Annotated in this window: 11 protein-coding genes; all 11 read right to left on the bottom strand. The window is 37.3% G+C overall.

What is annotated here, in order from left to right:
• Positions 1-6 precede the first annotated feature (6 nt).
• The gene (locus AC0IWT_RS10780; protein WP_471797224.1) at positions 7-1074 is read right to left on the bottom strand and encodes a PA0069 family radical SAM protein; all 1068 of its coding nucleotides are present in this window, start codon (positions 1072-1074) and stop codon (positions 7-9) included.
• 64 nt (positions 1075-1138) lie between these two features.
• Positions 1139-2377, bottom strand: coding sequence for a carboxypeptidase-like regulatory domain-containing protein (locus AC0IWT_RS10775; RefSeq protein ID WP_471797223.1), 1239 nt, complete (start codon positions 2375-2377; stop codon positions 1139-1141).
• A gap of 82 nt (positions 2378-2459) precedes the next feature.
• Positions 2460-3698: a carboxypeptidase-like regulatory domain-containing protein gene (locus tag AC0IWT_RS10770; RefSeq protein WP_471797222.1), complete on the bottom strand. Its 1239-nt coding sequence runs from the start codon at positions 3696-3698 to the stop codon at positions 2460-2462.
• 42 nt (positions 3699-3740) lie between these two features.
• On the bottom strand, positions 3741-5393 hold the full coding sequence (gene recN, locus AC0IWT_RS10765; RefSeq protein ID WP_471797221.1) for a DNA repair protein RecN: 1653 nt from the start codon (positions 5391-5393) through the stop codon (positions 3741-3743).
• Positions 5394-5493: 100 nt separating this feature from the next.
• Positions 5494-7521 (bottom strand): M56 family metallopeptidase, encoded by a 2028-nt coding sequence (locus tag AC0IWT_RS10760; protein WP_471797220.1) that lies wholly within the window; start codon positions 7519-7521, stop codon positions 5494-5496.
• 1 nt (position 7522) lies between these two features.
• The gene (locus AC0IWT_RS10755) at positions 7523-7903 is read right to left on the bottom strand and encodes a BlaI/MecI/CopY family transcriptional regulator (protein ID WP_471797219.1); all 381 of its coding nucleotides are present in this window, start codon (positions 7901-7903) and stop codon (positions 7523-7525) included.
• Positions 7904-8298: 395 nt separating this feature from the next.
• Positions 8299-9402 (bottom strand): redoxin domain-containing protein, encoded by a 1104-nt coding sequence (locus tag AC0IWT_RS10750; RefSeq protein WP_471797218.1) that lies wholly within the window; start codon positions 9400-9402, stop codon positions 8299-8301.
• Between the two features lie 32 nt (positions 9403-9434).
• Positions 9435-10328, bottom strand: coding sequence for a type IX secretion system protein PorD (gene porD / locus AC0IWT_RS10745; protein WP_471797217.1), 894 nt, complete (start codon positions 10326-10328; stop codon positions 9435-9437).
• The gene (gene coaBC / locus AC0IWT_RS10740; RefSeq protein ID WP_471797216.1) at positions 10325-11521 is read right to left on the bottom strand and encodes a bifunctional phosphopantothenoylcysteine decarboxylase/phosphopantothenate--cysteine ligase CoaBC; all 1197 of its coding nucleotides are present in this window, start codon (positions 11519-11521) and stop codon (positions 10325-10327) included. Before coaBC ends, porD begins: the two co-directional genes overlap by 4 nt.
• A 19-nt stretch (positions 11522-11540) precedes the next feature.
• Entirely contained in the window at positions 11541-11867 is a 327-nt protein-coding gene (locus AC0IWT_RS10735; RefSeq protein WP_056094546.1) for a DNA-directed RNA polymerase subunit omega, read from the bottom strand.
• 3 nt (positions 11868-11870) lie between these two features.
• Positions 11871-12806, bottom strand: a complete 936-nt coding sequence (locus tag AC0IWT_RS10730) for an outer membrane protein assembly factor BamD (RefSeq protein WP_056870171.1) — start codon at positions 12804-12806, stop codon at positions 11871-11873.
• Positions 12807-13659 lie beyond the last annotated feature (853 nt).

The raw sequence follows: 13659 nt of genomic DNA, 5'->3' as shown, positions 1-13659 counted from the left end.
CATTTTTCAAAACAAACTCATCTGGTCGCTCGGGACTTTAAAAAGCGTATGATCTAGCATAATCTCTTGCTGATTTAAGCCGTTTAAACGACAGTGTAATTTAAAACTATCGCTAATCATCTGGGCAATATTACCGTTCCCACGCATTCGTTCGCCGAAACGGCTGTCGTTAACAGTTCCACCATGGCAGCTTTGAATCATGTGCCAAACCTTTTCAAACCTGTCCGGAAAATTTTTTCGTAACCAGTCTTCAAAAATTCCACCAATTGCACCATTTAAGCGGACGATAGTGTAACCTGCTTTAATTGCACCGGCGCTGGCCACAGCTTTTAAAATAGAAGGAATTTCATGATCACTTAACCCAGGTATTAAGGGGGCAACCATCACGCCCATTGGTATACCTGCTGCGCTAAGCTGCTCAACAATTTTTAACCGCTGTTTTGCCGTTGTAGTTCGCGGCTCCATAACCTGACGAAGGCTTTCGTTAAGGCTATTAATAGAAACGTAAACCATACAAAGATTTTGCCTGGCCATTTCCTGCAAAATATCCTGGTCGCGAAGAATTAGTGAGTTTTTGGTAATCATACCAATTGGCTGCTTGTATTCCAATGCAATTTCTAATAATTGCCTTGTAAGTTTAAATTTTCGTTCTGCAGGCTGGTAACAATCCGTGTTTCCTGAAAGCGAAATTGTAGTTGCATCCCAACCTTTACGTTCTAAAAACTTTTTAAAAAGGGTAGGTGCGTCTTTCTTAACAATTATTTTCCTTTCAAACTCAATGCCTGCGCTGTAACCCCAATATTGATGCGAATTTCGAGCGTAACAATAGGTACAGCCATGCTCGCAACCCTGGTATGGATTTAGTGAATAAGCCATGCCAACATCCGGACTGTCTACCTTATTTACTACAGACTTTGAACTTTCGAAAAGAAAAGTAGTTTTATGGTCTGTTTCCTCCCAATCATCAATCCCTTCATCGTGCTCTTTAACGTAACTATTCTTTAAAAACTTATTATGCGGATTAACCTGGGCGCCTCTTCCTTTGAAATATTGAAAATCTTGTTCACCATCCATAGCAATAAAAATACTAATATTATTAGTATTTTTATTTATGTTTTTGAATTATGTGGAAAATAAATTATTTTTTCACTAGGGGAATATAATCCATTGGCACCATATCGCCAATTTTTTCATAAGCCCAATAACCTTCGAAAAGCATGGAGCGGGCATCATAAATGCCACCGTTTGCATAAAACCTAACCGGGTCTGGCGTTGTGTGGTTCACAACCGAAATTTCATTTTCGGGTACATCCATTGGCCTGAAAACCCAAAATCCGGTGTTTGAGTAAGCCAGTGATTCTTTCTCTTTTGTATATTGAATACAGAGCGCATCGGTATAATTTATCCACTTCAGGTTATTATTGTAATCGTGTACCAGAGTATCCGGATTTACGTCAGCACGACTGAATTTATCTATATACCTTGGCATCTCTTTTTGTTTCGTCCAGAAATCAAGCAAGCCAACATCAATTTTTCCCGCAACTTTTCTTATCCCAGTTTTTTCAGGTAGGGTTCTAATTTGAGTTAAATTCTGGTTAATTACGTCTTCAGGATAACGGTTTGGGTTAGGTATTTTAATGATTTTGTTTATCAGAAAACCTTCTTCTTTACTTCTGCCTTCGTATAATGACCTGAAAAAATGCTGCGATGAGCCGTAATATGCAATTTCCCTAGCATCAATATATTTCTTCTTTTTGGCTGCTGATGCTTTTAGTTCCTCAAAGAAAGGATGTCCTGAAAAATATATTATCCTCGTGCGGCTGTTATATTCAAAATAATCGAGCATATATTTAAGTCTGTATCCCAAAGCCTTATTTTCCACAATTAAGAATTCTGTGGTTTTAACAGTAAGCAGACTTTTTGTAACATCGAAATCAACATTTAGAACCTGAGGATTTAGAATTTTACACTGTTTAGAATTTGGGGTTATACCTATAAAATACTCGGTAAACTGCTTGATATATTTGGCACGATTTGGGTCTGCTTTTATCGTTACCTCGTTAAGTTGAACAGTGTTTTCATTCAGAAGTAAATCTAGTTGGATGGATTTATCTGAAATAATAACACTTTTCGAGAAGGGTAGGTAGCCAACCATTTGCACCAGCAGATCGTAACTTCCGGGCTTTAGGTTTGGCAGCGAAAAATTTCCATTATTATCTGCGACAGTCGCGATTTTGTAACCACTTAAATATACACCTGCGCCAGGTAAACCGCCTTGCTTATCTTTCACTTTGCCGCTAATAGAGAAAGTGTTCTGACTGAAAGCAATAAAACCACAAAAGATGAAAAACAAAGACAGGATGGCGCTTTTGATCATAAGAGCGAATGTAACCAAATCGGATAATAAATATAAAACTGAGTTGCTATTTTAACAATTTTAACATTACGAAACGATTAAATTATTTCTTCGGCGTGTTTGGAACATAATCTAACGGGACGCTATCTGCAATTTTTTCCCAGCTCCAGTAACCTTGATAAAGCATAGACCGAGGATTGTAAGTGCCACCATTTTCATAAAAATAAACCGGGGCAACTAAAAGATTGATTAGAGAAACCTGATAATCGGGCATATCCATAGGGCGGGAAATCGACATTCCAATTTGGTTTGCATAAGTGGGTGCCTCCCTTTCTTTATTGTAAATAACGTAAAGGATGTCTGTAAACTCCATTCCCTTAATGCTCTCGTTATATTTTTTAACCAAAGTATCTGGTAAAACTTCCTTCGTACTTAAAAAAGATATTTCTTTGGGTTTATTTTTCTGCTTTAACCAGTAGCTTAACGAGTCGCTGCCTCCAAGCGTAATGTTTAATTTATTTGATGAGCCCAAAGCCAAACTTCTAAATTGTTTTATCTTTGAAGTGATCAAGCTATCTGATGGCCGTGTTTTGTCGAGCTGTTTTATCAATTTATTTATAACAAAACCTTCTTTCATTGAGGTTCCTTTATACAAACTGTTAAAAAAATGTTGAGTAGAACCGTTGTAGGCAACCTCCCGCTTAGCAGCCCAGCGTTTCATTTGTCCTTTTCCTCCCTTTAAATCCTCATAATAAGGATAACCCTCATAATAAATAATACGCGTTTTATTGTCAAACTCAAAATTGTTCAACTGGTATTTGATCCTGTATCCTAAAGCCTTATTTTCGATGATAAGAAACTGATTTGTTTTCACCGTAAGCTTAGAATCATCGTTGCTGTAATCGATAATTAATACATTTGGATTGATAAGTTTGCACTGCAAGGCATTTGGCGTGGTTCCGATGAAGAAATCGGTAAACATTCTGATGTAACTTTCACGGTTGGGATCTGGTTTAACAGTTACTTCATTTAATTGCAACGCATCTTCTTGTAGCGTAAAGTTTGTTGCCAGGCTTTTATCGCTAATAATTATGTTTTGGTTTAATGCTTTGTAGCCAATCAGCTGAACAAGAATATCATAATTGCCAGGTTTTAAATTCAGCTTGAAATTGCCATTGTTGTCTGCAACCGTAGCGATTTTGTAACCACTAACATATACTCCTGCGCCGGGCAACGATTCGCCTTTTTTGTCCTTAACCACGCCCGATAACGTAAAAGTTTGTTGTGCAAAAGATAGCCCTGAAAGGCAAATCAATAAACAAAGCGATAACAATTGTTTCATACTCAAATATAAACTAAATAATTAGTTTATAATGTAAAAACATTATCGCAATAATTCTTTTGCGTTCTCAATCGCCGATATTCCAGGATTCTTACCACTTAACATTTCAGCAATTACGCCAACACGTTCTTCCTCACTTAATTTCCGAATCCCAGTGGTTGTCTTTTTACCATCTTCATTTTTATGCACAAAATAGTGCGATTTCCCTTTTGCAGCAATTTGCGGTAAATGCGTGATGGAAATCACTTGCATGTTGTTCCCTAAATCTGCAATTACTTCGCCAACTTTCAATGCAGTCTCACCCGATATCCCGGTGTCAATTTCATCGAAAATGATGGTTGGAAGGGAAGTATGTTTCGCTAACAACGCTTTAACGGCGAGCATTAACCGCGATAATTCGCCACCAGATGCAACTTTATTTACCGGCGCCGGAGCCTGGCCTGCGTTTGCCGTAAATAGCAAACTAATCTCATCTAAACCATCGCTGTTTAGTTCAGTAACCGCAGTTTGAGCTAAAACCAGTTTTGCATTTGGCATTCCAACTCTTTTTAAAGTATTTGCTGTTTGTTCTTCTACCAGCTTAATTGCTTTCTTTCGATTTGCACTAAGCTGCAAGGCTTGTTTAGTGAGTTCATTCTTAAGCTGTTCATTTTGCTTTTGCAGCAGCTCAATATTTTCATCCGACGATAGCAGTTGAGTCAGGTTTCTTTCCAGCTCTTCTTTAATGATTAGGAGTGCCTGATTATCTGCGACCCGGTGTTTCTGTTGCAATGAATAGAACAGATCTAACCTCTGGTTTACGATTTCAAGACGTTCTGCACTATGTAAGGTATTTTCTTCAATTGCCGAAGTTTCGTCAGCTATATCCTTTATCTCGATTATTGAAGAGCGCAGTCTTTCAAACAAAGTATTTATTGATGAATCGAACTTTTCGATGCCTTGAAATTGTATTTGTGCTTCTTTGAGCAATTGCATGGCAGATGGTTCACTCTCCGTTAGTAAGCCAGAAGCAGTTAATAGGGCCCGTTTTATGGTTTCAGCATGCGTTAATCTTTCGAGTTCTTGTTCCAGCTCTTCCTGCTCGCCCTCTTTAATGTTTGCCTGTTCCAATTCATTAAAGAGAAATTGCTCATAATCCTGCCTGCTTCTTGCCTCGTCTGCATCGCTAATTAATTTTTTTAGTCGCGAAACTTCCGACTTTAGTTTTTTAAAGCCGTTTCTATAATCGAGCAAAAGCGAATTGTGATTTGAAAGTGAATCAACAATTAACAACTGGAAATCGGAATCGTTAATTTCCTGCGTAGCATGTTGTGAGTGAATGTCAATTAGTTTCTCCCCAATTTGCTTTAGCAAGGTTAGATTAACTGGTGTGTCGTTTATAAATGAACGCGATTTGCCATCAATTGATATTTCCCGGCGTAAACTGGTTTCGTTAAAAAAATCTAAATCATTTTCTTCAAAAATTGTTTTCAGGTTTTCATCCGCCAGCAAAAATGTGCCTTCTATAATGCACTTTTTGTCTTGACTGAAAAAATATTTGCTTTCCGCCCGTTGACCTAAAATAAGCGAAAGTGCACCTAAAATGATTGATTTACCCGCACCAGTCTCGCCCGTTATAATGTTCAAACCCTCGTCAAATTCTATATCGAGGCTATCTATTAATGCGTAATTACGTATTGAAAGTTTCTGTAGCATACCATTGCGAAAATACTAAAAAGTTATTTTAACATCAGCTATAAAAGCAAAACGGCGAAGATTAATCTTCACCGTTTTACTTAGTATAATTTGGTTGGTTTTATTGTTCAGGCTTTTCAGTAGATTCTGGTTTTTCCTTCCGCTCAGCTATTTCCTTTTTTTTCATTTTCTCTTCAAGCTCTTTAACTTGTTTCTCGAATTTCTCCTTTAGCTTTTTGTATTCTTCGGTGTTTCGTACCGTGTTTTTTCCTTCAAGATATAAAATATTATCTTTCCCTGATCTAATCGAATATGCCTCTGTATTATCTCCGAAGGCCGAATCTGTTGCATCACCTTCATTTCCTGATTTAAGCCTCTTGATGTCTTTAGTTGAAAGAATCCTTAGTTTAATTTCCTTATCCAAGTTTTCAATATTCGGCAAGTTTGCGGTAAGTTCGCCAACGCTTCGCCACTTTCTTTGCTCCTCAATGGAATTAAACTTCTTCGACATTTCCTCGCCCATTTTTCTCCATTTTGCCTGCGCTTCTGGTGATGAGTATTGTTTCGCAACATCTTCACCAAACTTTTTCCATTTTGCCTGCGCTTCTGGTGATGAGTATTCTTTGGCGATATCCTCGCCAAATTTTTTCCATTTTGCCTGCGCTTCTGGTGATGAGTATTCTTTGGCAACATCTTCGCCGAACTTTTGCCATTTTGCCTGGGCTTCTGGTGATGAATATTGTTTAGCAACATCTTCACCAAACTTTTTCCATTTTGCTTGGGCTTCTGGTGATGAATATTGTTTAGCAACATCTTCACCAAACTTTTTCCATTTTGCCTGCGCTGCTGGTGAAGAAAAATCGCGATATATTTTTGCCCTCAACAAGGAATCTTTAAATTTAAATGCTGAATCGCTTTTGAAAATCATTGCCCTCCGGCCACCAAAAAGTTCATCTACGTAAATGTCTTTTCTCAAGCTATCCGGCATTTCTTTAATGGAATTATACTCCGTTTTCTTTCCATTGGCATCAATTGTCACAATTCTTATTTTGTGCTTTTTAGTCGTATCCAGGTAAACTACAGCATGTTTATCGGCTGTTGCGTTTAGCTGAAGCGCATGGTTATTCAAAGGTTTTTTTGTTACACTTTTATCTTTAGCCGGATTAATCCATGCTACTGAAAATAAGCAGGCAATGCCTAATGTTAGGGCTGCCATTTGCTGCTTGGCATTTAAATAGTTCGTTTTCATATTGGTTATTCGTTTAATACGTTGATATAAATTTTGCGTCTTGCCGGTTGCTGCTAATGAATAAGCTGGACTGCTTTTGTCTTTTAAGAGCTCCAGCTTTAGCAAAGCATGAGCGTAATTAAGTGGTTTGCCTGTAACTTTCAGCACTAAATCATCGCATGCATGCTCGCGTTCAATGTGGATAAACCTTCCCGCCAGCCAAACAAATGGATTGTAAAAAAGAAGCGTTTCAATGGCCGTTTTAATCAGGTTCAAAAGGAAATCATCCCGTCTTATATGCGATAGTTCATGTATCAAAATCGCTTCAACCTGTTCATTGTCTAGTTGATTTACAAGCGCAACCGGAAACAAAACAATTGGTTTCAAATAACCAATTACCAAAGGAACGTTTACCAGCTCCGAAATATGAAACTGAATTGCCTTATTAAGTTTTAGGTTTCCGGTAACGTTTTCAAATATAAGTTTCCAGCTTTCTGGAATATTACTAAGTCCGTTTCTTTTAAATTTTGAAAGCTGACTATAGCCTTTAGTTATTACAAACAATTGAAGGGTTATACCCACAAGATAAAAAACAACGATTAGCGGAAAATACTGTTCAACCTTAGTGCTTAAACTTTGCGGAACGTTGTTAAAATATTGATAAGTTGCGGGTGAGGCAGCGTTGTTTAAACTTGCATTTCCAACTTTAAATTTCGATAAATGATCAATAAAATTATATACAAAACAACCAAACATTAACACAATAGCCCCGAACGCAATATTATGCTTATGCCTTGCGTCCATTTTAGGTATGCCCAACATGATGATAAACAAAGCCCCATAAATTAATGCACTTTGCCATAGCGAATTTACAATGCTCCACCCGAAGGCTTTAATAAATTGTTGTACCAGAGTTTCCATATTAGTTGTTTTTTTCTAATTTTTCTAAATACTTTTTTATCTCCTCTATCTCATCCGCACTTGCGCTGTGGTTCCCTAAGGCTTGCATTACCAATCTTGCGGCCGAGCCGTTAAAAACATTGTCAATCATCTTAGTTACCAATTGTTTTTCGGTCTTATCCTGATTTACAACGGCCTTATAAATGTGTGTTTTTTGATTGGTATCTCTCTCTACCATTCCTTTTTCGTGCATTATCTGCATCAACTTAAGGGTAGTGGTATAGCCCGAATCCTTTTTATCCAAAGCTTCGTGCACTTCCCGAACCGTGCAAAGCCCTTTTTGCCACAGCACTTGTAGAATTTCCATTTCGCCTTCAGTTGGTTTGATGTTGTTGTTACTCATATGTTACAGATGTACGAACTATTTCGTATTCAAATGTACGAAGATATTCGTATTAACAAAATATTTTAACATTTTTTTTAATGAGAACCTATAATGTTGCTAAAGGACGTCGTTTTATCAATAATGTTGCATGTAATTTTCGGCAATTATCTGGGGGAGGAGAGGGTTTAAGAAACTGCTCTAAGTTGATTAATAAATTACCAAGAGATAGTTATATGCCTTATCGATTTTAATAATAGGTAAAAGCGCAAAACCTGTGGTTCTTTTTTAACCTCTTTCCCGCCAATACTACAATCTTTTGGTTAAGGATTCTGCAAAGGGTTAAGTTTTTATAACCAAAAGTATTTTCGTGTTTGTCGGGGCTAATGAGTTAAGTAAATTACATTTGGGTTAAGTTACTTCGAATCTAATAGCGAAGCTAGCATATCACGTAAATCTTTGCCCTTAATATCTTTGGCAATAATTTTACCATCAGGGTCAATTAATACATTTGATGGTATTGTCGTAACACCATAAAGTTTAGCCACTTCATTTTCTTTTTTAAGATCCGAAACTTGCATCCAGGGAAATTTATCTTCCTTAATTGCATTCAGCCATTTCGTTTTATCTACATCAATAGATACACTTAAAACAGTGAAATTTTTGGAATTGTATTGCTTATAAAGATTTAAAATATTTGGATTTTCCGCTCTGCAAGGAGCGCACCATGATGCCCAAAAGTCGACAAGAACGTACTTACCTCTGTAAGAAGAGAGTTTAATTGGCTTTACATGTATGTCATTTTGAATAAAATCCTTTGCGGGCATGCCAATCGAAATTTTTCTGCCTTCAATAATCCGTCTGGTTATTTCTTTGCCTTCTGGCCTTTCCTTAAGTACGGTGCTTAGCTTTGTAAAACTTTGTTCTACCTGTGGCAAAAATTTGGATGTTCGGGCCATACTCCCCAAAGTGAGCAAACTTACATAAGAATCCGGGTGCTTAGCTATAAAGTTAAATTGAATAGGAAATGTATCATAATATGCATCTTCTAATTTTGTTTTGTTCAAATTTAGCAATGCTGTATCTTTCAATTCCTTATTAATATCGTTCAGTTTTTTTATTTGCTTATTAATAGGATCTAATACTTCAAGGAGTTCTGCATAATCATTATTTGATGGCGTGCCAGAAATAATCGAGTTACTCAAGGTATCGGCAGAGTTTAGCATAATTTCTCCTGCCTCAATGTAAATACTAAAAGAATCAAATAGCTCTTCAGCATATCTGGGATTGTTGTTTCTGGATAAATAGCCTCTTACTATTGTGTTAACGCTTCCCTTAAATTCGAATGTAGCCTTATTCACTAAAGTAGAATCATCAACTATCTGACCATTTTGTCTGTAGCTTAAAAAGATTTTATCACCATCTTTAAAACCTTTTCCAAAGCCACGAATAGTGAAAGAGGATTGAGCAAATACACTTAATGGAAGAAGGCAAATAGTAAGTAACAAAAACTTTTTCATCCTCTAAGAGATTATAAGTGTTGCAACCAGGATTAGTTCTGTTTTAAACCCTCGTATTTTCCAATATTTGCCGGGTCTATTTCTGCTAACAGATTATAAGCCTTCATGCGCTCCTGCGTATTTAACTTGGCAAGAACATTGGTAATTTCTTCAGCTTTAGATGCAAAATAAACATTTGGGAAAATAGAGCCTAGCTTTTGTTTGTCCATTTGTTGAAGTGCAGAGAGCGCATTAACAATCGGCATTAATCCTTTGTCATTGTCGGTTAACTGATCTAAACCAGCAGAATGATAACTGTAGATGAAACTCCTTAATTCACCAAATATTGGATTTAGCGCATTTTCATTGAACCAGAAACGATTGCGCAATCCATCCGCTGCTCTCCATCCCGAATTGCCCGACGCCTGGGCCAGATTGATTATATTCTGTGCTTTTTTAAAATAAGCTGTTCCGCCCAGTTTGCTAAAACTATCCTTATCTAAACCAATAATGGTATAAGCGTAGTAGGAGAGAAGCGCACTGATATTGGAAATATAATTTTGGTCCGAAAAATCAATAACTGACCCATCATTAAAAGAAAAGTCGAAGTTTTTGTCACTCATATTCAGCAGCGTGCTGTTGTATGTGCTGTTAAAAACCGGCCTGCTGCTTTGAATCTGCGCTTCCGCGGTATATCCGGAACCGCCATCCCATGAGTTTATCGTGATAACGAAATTGCAGTCTATCCGTTCCTGGGGTTTGTAGGTTTCGTTGGTAAACTTGTTGTTGTTTAAAAAATCACGAATTGTTTTTTGTAAAGCATCCAGTGTTGGTTTACTTATGTTCGATACCTGCGGAGCCAATAACTGTACTCTTGCATTTAACTCCTGCGCCTGGATTTTTCCAAGGCCAAGTAATAGCAATAAACAAACAATTCTTTTTATCATTTTAATATTTTTAAAATCGCCTCGCATATGTCTTTAGCAACTTCAGTTTTCGACTTCATCTCAAAAACCGTCTTCTGCAAAGCCTTGTTAAAAATAGTAATTTTATTCGTATCAGATTTAAAACCAGCACCTTTATCATTCAAAGAATTTAGAACTATCAAATCCAGATTTTTCTTCTCCAGCTTGCCCTTCGCGTAATTTTCTTCATCATTGGTTTCTAAAGCGAAACCCACTAAAATTTGATTTCCTTTCTTCCGCATACCCAGTGCAGCCAGTATATCGGTGGTTTTTTCTAATTCTAATACAAAATTGCTGTCTTGTTTTTTTATTTTCTGGCTCGCAACAAACTTTGGCCGGTAATCTGCAACAGCAGCGCACATAACGGTAATGTCTGTAGTTTCAAAAATTGCCGAGCAGGCTTTAAACATCTCTTCAGCACTTACAACGTCAATTCGTTTATAGCTTTCAACACCATTATTAACTGTCGGACCGGCAACTAAAGTTACATCGGCGCCCAATCTTACCAACTCATCTGCTATAGCAAAACCCATTTTCCCAGAGGAATGATTTCCGATAAAACGAACGGGATCTATTGCTTCATAAGTTGGTCCGGCGGTAACCATAACTTTTTTACCAAAGAGTGGCATCGATTTCTTAATCGCATTCTCCAGGAAGCGAACAATTTCTTCAGGCTCTGCCATACGCCCTTCGCCAACTAACCCGCTAGCCAGTTCGCCGCTGCCCGGAGCAATAACAGTATTCCCAAAGCCTGTAATTCGCTGTATGTTTTGCTGCGTGCTTTCATGCTTCCACATGTCCAAATCCATTGCGGGCGCAACATAAACCTTACATTTTGCAGAAAGATAAACAGCAGTTAAAAGATTATCGCAAATCCCTGTAGAAAGTTTTGCCAATGTATTTGCACTAATTGGGGCAATGATTATTAAATCTGCCCAAAGTCCAAGTTCTACATGGTTGCTCCACACGCCTGTCTCTTCCTCAAAATATTGGGTGTAAACGGGGTTTTTAGAAAGGGTTGCAAGGGTAAGTGGCGTAATGAAGTTAGCGCCATCGGGGGTAAGAATAACCTTAACGTTTGCACCTGCTTTTACCAGTAGCCGAACTAAAAATGCCGACTTATATGCTGCAATGCTGCCGCAAACGCCAAGGATTATGTTTTTATTTTTGAGCATGGTTTGTGCCCTATGCTAATTATTTTTGCTCCTTAGCAGGATTTCTATGGTAAATTTTTTCATTCAAAAATTCATCAATAGCAACTAAAACAGGCTTAGGCATACGCTCATAATGCTTGCTGATTTCGATTTGCTCACGATTCTCAAAAATTTCTTCCAAATTATCGTTACTCGAAGCAAATTCTGCCAATTTACCATGCAATTCTTCTTTCATGTTATTAGAAATCTGATTTGCTCTTTTAGCAATAACAACTAACGATTCGTATAAGTTATCAGTAGTTTTATCTAAATCGTGTACATTTCTCGTAACCGTAGTATTTGGTACAGCAGGTTTGTTAGTATTCATGTGTTACTTGTTTTTAATATCTGTGGTGTTGTTAACTTTCGTGGTATCTTTTATTTTGCCGGTTCTTTTAAGCATTTCCATATACTTCGCTTGTTCGGCTGCAAAGGTAGCCATTTCTTGCTTATTAAATGCTATACCTGCGTCAATATCAGATTTTAACCTTTTAGCCTCATCAGTAAACTTACTTTTTGGATAATTTTCAGTAAACTCATTATATAAGTCGGTTGCCTCATTGTATCTGTCTTGCTGGCGAACCGGAACACTATTTCTAGCATACATATATTGAGATTTTATCATCAGAAAATCCATTTCCTCTGCATACTTGATATCCGGGTAATCTCTTTGAGCGTTCTTTAAAGCAATAACGGCTGCACGATAGTTGTCTGCATTACTTGGCCCGGTAGTTAAATACATTTTAGCGTTCTCAAAAACCTTATCTTCAAGCTTGCCTCTTAATACCGTAATGTACTTAGCAGCAGCTGCGGCACGTTCGCTTGTTGGGTATAAGTTTATAAACAACTGTAAGGCATCAATCGCCTTATATGTATTCTCCTGGTCTAATGAAAAAACAGGCGATTCTAAGTAGTAACAATAGGCAGCCATATAACGTGCCTCTTCTGCATCCTTACTTGCAGGGTAGGTATCTGCAAAACTTTTAAACTGGTACCTGGCAGTTGTGTAATCCTGCAACTTATACAAGGTATTGGCATAATAAAAATTTAAGCCTTCAGCTTCCTCTCTACCACGATATTTTTGCGATAAATCCTCGAAAAGTACTAGTGCCTTACTATAACTTCTGCTGTTATACAATCTAATACCTTCCTGATATTTCTTTTTTACATCATTACTTGCCCTTAACTTTTCAAAACGGCTTTTACACCCTGCCATACCAATAGCAGCAACAAATACTAATACAATTATGTGTTTAACTTTAAACATTCTGCAAAGATAATTAATAATACGATAACATCAATAAAAACAATTGGCGCTAAGCTATGCAAAGCAATTGAGTAGTAAATAGGAGTTAACAATTTTTAACATCTGTAAATTTTTTAGAAAAGCAGGGTCTGCGCTGCTATTATTGTCAATCCCGCCCTCCATTTCAAATCCTCGCTTCGTTCCTCAGCTTGCGGGTTTTCCATTAGGGTCGGGTTTAGTTAACCTTAAGCCGTGTTCCAAACAACCATCTCTCCAGGCAGGCCTATATATATACATGTATTATTTAACTCACTACATATAATGAGCCGTTCACCAAATCAAGTGCTAATTTAAGGCATTAAGCAGTGCCGAGGTAACCAAACACCCATCTGTTAAAAAAGTTCTGAATTTCATCGAATTTTTTCTTGTTGATTTTAAATAAGTTAAGTGGGCAATAGAGAATATTTCATGCTATGGTTTTGTATAGACGGAATTTTTTTCTACTTTTGCATCCCGCTTCGGAGGAAGGGAAAAGGTTGAAAGGATGAGGTAGAAGGGCTTGAAATTATTTTAAAATATTTCTTGCGGGTGAGGAAAAAGTGATTACCTTTGCAACCCTGTTCGGAAGGAACGGGAAAGAATGAAAAGCTGGGTTAAGGGATTTGAAAGGGCTGAAAAAATAAAAAATATTTTATTTGGAAGTTAAAAAAAGATTCTTACCTTTGCACTCCCAACGATTACGAAGGGAAAACAAACCGGAACGGCGGATGCCGGAAAGGGAAAAAAAGATTGAAATAAGCGTTTAAGAAACGGAAGACTAATAAGACTTCAGCAGATTAAAAGCTTAACGATATATAAAAGGCCGCCGCGAGGT

It is taken from the genome of Pedobacter sp. AC464 (genome assembly GCF_979253075.1).
The sequence above is the reverse complement of the archived record's forward strand: the minus strand, read 5'-3'. Positions and strand labels throughout refer to the sequence as shown.